4 protein-coding genes and 1 pseudogene are annotated in these 4,045 nt (G+C 72.7%); 2 read left to right on the forward strand and 3 right to left on the reverse strand.

What is annotated here, in order from left to right; translation table 11 throughout:
* From ONA70_RS35040 to ONA70_RS35050, 3 genes and pseudogenes are all read right to left on the reverse strand, one after another.
* A pseudogene (locus tag ONA70_RS35040) lies at positions 1 to 446 on the reverse strand (hypothetical protein); the annotation flags it as partial.
* Entirely contained in the window at positions 443 to 1,351 is a 909-nt protein-coding gene (locus ONA70_RS35045; RefSeq protein ID WP_265010775.1) for a carbohydrate ABC transporter permease, read from the reverse strand. The pseudogene ONA70_RS35040 and the gene ONA70_RS35045, both read right to left, overlap by 4 nt.
* Complete coding sequence (locus ONA70_RS35050) at positions 1,348 to 2,169, reverse strand: IclR family transcriptional regulator (protein WP_265010776.1); 822 nt, start codon at positions 2,167 to 2,169, stop codon at positions 1,348 to 1,350. The genes ONA70_RS35045 and ONA70_RS35050 overlap by 4 nt, the downstream gene beginning before the upstream one ends.
* A gap of 85 nt (positions 2,170 to 2,254) precedes the next feature.
* Between ONA70_RS35050 and ONA70_RS35055 the strand changes: the two genes are divergently transcribed.
* On the forward strand, positions 2,255 to 3,400 hold the full coding sequence (locus ONA70_RS35055) for a mandelate racemase/muconate lactonizing enzyme family protein (RefSeq protein ID WP_265010777.1): 1,146 nt from the start codon (positions 2,255 to 2,257) through the stop codon (positions 3,398 to 3,400).
* The coding region (locus ONA70_RS35060; RefSeq protein ID WP_265010778.1) for a dihydrodipicolinate synthase family protein at positions 3,397 to 4,045 on the forward strand (649 nt) is incomplete at its 3' end. The genes ONA70_RS35055 and ONA70_RS35060, both read left to right, overlap by 4 nt.

A 4,045-nucleotide genomic window follows, 5' to 3' on the forward strand; every position in this document is an offset into this window, starting at 1 on the left:
ACCAGGTAGAGCGTGATCAGCAGCAGGGCCTGCGGGAACATCTGGGAGGCCAGCACCAGGTACATCAGCGAGCGCCGGCCGCGGTAGCGGAACTTCGCGAAGGAGTACGCGGTGTAGGCGGAGACGATCACGGTGAGCAGCGCGGTGAGCAGCGACACGATGAGGCTGTTGCCGAGGTAGCGGGCCAGCGCCGGGTTGTCGGCCAGGTTGGTGAAGTGCTCGAGGGTGACCGTTTCCGGCCACAGTCGGGGTGGGAACGCGAACGCGTCGGCGTTCGGCGTGAGCGCGGTGACCAGCAGCCAGTAGACCGGGCCGAAGGCGAACACCCCGATCGCCGCCACGGTGGCGGCGGCGCCGACCGGTCGCGTACGCCGCCGACGGGGTGCCGGTCGGGCCGACCGGTGGTCGGCCGGAGCCGCGACGGTGGCGGGTTCGACGAGCGTCATGACCGCTCCCCCCGTTCCGAGGCCCACACGTAGATCACGACGAGGATGGACAGCAGCACCATCCACAGGGCACCGAGGGCGCCGGCCCGGCCGAGGTCGAAGCCCTTGAACGCGGTGTCGTAGACGGACACGGCGAAGGTGGTGGTGGCTCCGGCCGGCCCGCCGCCGGTGAGCACGTAGATCGTGTCGAAGTGCTGGAAGTTCCAGATCGTCTCCAGCAGCAGCACCACGCCGATGATGCCGCGCAGATGCGGCAGCGTGACGTGCCAGAAGCGGCGCACGGTGCCCGCCCCGTCGAGCGCGGCGGCCTCGTGCAGCGTGTCGGGCACGGTCTGCAGCCCGGCCAGCAGCATCAGCATCATCCAGGGAAAGCTGGCCCAGGACTTGGCCACGATCACCGCCACCATCGCCGTCCCGGGCTGCCCGAGCCAGCTGATCGGCTCGTCGACCAGGCCGAGGCGTACCAGCAGTCCGTTGAGCACCCCGTAGTTGGCGTTGAAGATCCACATCCAGACGAAGGAGACCACCACCCCGGGGATGACCCAGGGGAAGAGGAAGAGGCCGCGCAGCACGCCTCGTCCGGGCAGTCGGGTGTGCAGCGCGAGGGCGAGGGCGAAGCCGATCACGAACGGGATGAGGGTGCAGGCGACGGTGAACACGAGGGTGTGCTGGAGCACCGGCCAGAACTGGTCGGCGAGCACCGCCCGGAAGTTGTCCAGTCCGGCGAAGCTGCGCCCGGGCAGCACCAGGCTCTGCCGGAACAGGCTGGTGGACAGCGACCCGATCAGCGGGTAGAGCACGATCGCGCCGAACAGCACCAGCGCCGGCAGGGTGAGCAGGAAACCGAAGGACCGGTCGGACAGTCCGCGCCCCGGTCCGGGTGCCCGCGCCGGGCGGGCCGTCACGACACCACCTCTGGCATGGCGATCTGCTGCGCGGCGACGTGGGCCGGGCCGACGTAGCCGAGGCCGATGCTGACCGAGTCGGCGGCCTCGATCACCGCGCGGGCGAGGTCGCCCTCGCGGGCCGGCAGGTCGATCGCGGACAGCGGGCCGGACACCGACAGCCCGGCGACGACCACGCCGGAGGCGTCGCGGATCGGAGCGGCGACACAGGCCCGGCCGAGGGCCAGTTCCTCGATCTCGGTGGCGTAGCCGCGGGCGAGGGTACGGGCGATCTCCTCGTCGAGCTGATCGTGGGTGGTGATCGTGCGGTGGGTGTAGGCGTGCAGGGTCGTGCCGGGCAGCAGGGTGCGCCGCTCCTCGCCACTCAGCCCGGACAGCAGCGCCTTGCCGAGGCCGGTGGCGTGCAGGGGGTTGTACTGCCCGGCGAGGACGAAGGCCCGCGGCGCCTGCCGCCCTTCGAAGTTGAGCAGGTAGAACAGTCGGTCGCCGCGCCGTACCGCCACGTTGGCGCCCAGGCCCAGTTCGGCGGCGAGGTTCTGCGCGGTCTGGCGTGCCTCCCGGTGCACCGGATGGTTGTTCAGCACCGTGCCGCCGAGCGAGACCATGTCCAGCCCGAGCCGGTAGAGCCCGCTGACCGGATCCCGGTCGACGAAGCCGGCGGCCTCCAGCGTGGCGAGCAGCCGGGACGCGGTGGAAAGGCCCAGCCCCGTTGCCTTGGCCACGTCGGACACCCGCAACTCGGATCGGCCGGCGGTCAGTGCCCGCAGCACGCCCAGTGCCCGCTCGACGCTCTGGTTGCTGCCCGCTTCCGCTGCCATGGGAACCCTCTCTGGAAGTTGCTTGCGCGATACGGCAAGATATCCCGCATGTTGCATGTGGTCAACCGTATGCCGGGGGTTCGTGGTGAGGATTGAACACGTCGAGACGCACGTGGTGAAGCTGCGTCCGCCGGAGGCGTACCTCGGTGCCCGGCCGGACGGCGCCCACGGCGACGACTACTACCTTCGACCGCCCTGGCGCAGCCTCTACTCCGACCGCTTCGAGACGCTGCTGGTCAAGCTGACCGCCGACGACGGCACGTACGGCTGGGGCGAGGCGCTCGCCCCCGTGGCCCCGGAGGTGCCGCAGGCGATCGTCGACCGGCTGCTCGCCCCCGCGCTGCGCGGGCAGGACCCCCGGCGGGTGCGCCCGCTGTGGTCGCGCCTGACCGGGCTCATGCGGGAACGCGGCCACCTGGTCGGCCACCAGGCCGACGCACTGGCCGCCGTCGACACCGCGCTGTGGGACCTCGCCGGCAAGGCGTACGGGATGCCGGTGCACGCCCTGCTCGGCGGCGCGTACCGCACCCAGGTGCCCACCTACGTCTCCGGGCTGCCCCGATCGACCGACGCCGAACGCGCCGCGCTCGCCGCCGACTGGGTACGCCAGGGCGTCCGCGCGATCAAGCTGCACCTCGGCAACGGCGTCGACGCCGACCTCGCCACCTACGACGCGGTCGCCGCCGCCCACCCCGATCTGCGCGTCGCGGTCGACGCGCACTGGGCGTACGACACCGCGGACGCCCTCCGGCTCGGCCGGGCGCTGGACGAGCGGCGGGCCTGGTTCCTGGAGGCGCCCCTGGTCCCCGAGGACGTCGAGGGCCACCGGGAGCTGGCCGCGGCGATTGCCACTCCGGTCGCCGTCGGCGAGGCCCTGCGCAACCGGTACGAGTTCCGGGCCTGGCTGGCCGCCCGCGCGGTCGACCTGTGCCAACCCGACGTCGCCCGCACCGGGATCACCGAAGCCATGGCGATCGCGGAGGTCGCCGCGGCACACCACGTCCCGGTGGCTCCGCACCACTCGGTCGGCCTCGGCGTCGCGGTCGCCGCCGGCCTGCACGTCGCCGCCGCCGTCGAGGCGATGCCGGCGTTCGAGTTCCAACCCGGGACCATGAGGGTCGCCAGCCGCATCCTCACCGTCCCGCTGACCGGAGGCCCGGTCTGCTTCCCCGTACCCGACTCCCCCGGCCTCGGCGTGGACGTCGACCTCTCCCTCCTGGAGGACCTGTGACCCGATCGTCCGACGTACGCGGCCTGATCCCGGTGCTCGCCACCCCGTTCACCGCCGGTGGCGCGCTCGACCTCGACTCGCTGCGCCGGCTGGCCGGCTTCCAGGTCGCCTCCGGCGTCGACGGCGTCGCGGTGTTCGGCTTCGCCAGCGAGGGGTTCGCGCTCACCGCCGCCGAGCGGGCCGCGATCCTCGACGTGGTGGCCGCCGCCGTCGGCCCCGACCTGCCGGTCGTCGCCGGTGTCGCGGCCACCGGCACCGCCGACGCGGTCGAGCAGGCGCGACGCGCGGCCGACCACGGCGCCAGCGCGGTCATGGTCGTGCCGCCCCACATGGTCAAGCCCGGCCCGGCGCAGATCGTCGACTTCTACGGCACCGTCGCCCGCGACGGCGGCCTCCCGGTGATGGTGCAGGACGCCCCGGGATCCACCGGGGTCACCATGCCGGTCCCGCTGATCGCCGAGCTGTCCAAGCTGGACGGGGTCACCTCGGTCAAGGTCGAGGCGCCGCCGACCGCACCCAAGCTCGGGGCGGTGGTCGAGGCCGTCGCACCGGACTTCCTGGTCCTCGGCGGGCAGAACGCCCTGTTCCACCGAGCAGATCGTCACCCGCACCGAGTACGCCCTGGCCGGCCGGTTCGCCACCGTG

This window comes from Micromonospora yasonensis (assembly GCF_026013475.1).
Classification (GTDB): Bacteria; Actinomycetota; Actinomycetes; order Mycobacteriales; family Micromonosporaceae; genus Micromonospora; species Micromonospora yasonensis.

Excerpts from the sequence above, each read along its gene's own strand:
- ONA70_RS35050 (WP_265010776.1), bottom strand. The coding sequence starts at position 2,169 with ATGGCAGCGGAAGCGGGCAGCAACCAGAGCGTCGAGCGGGCACTGGGC.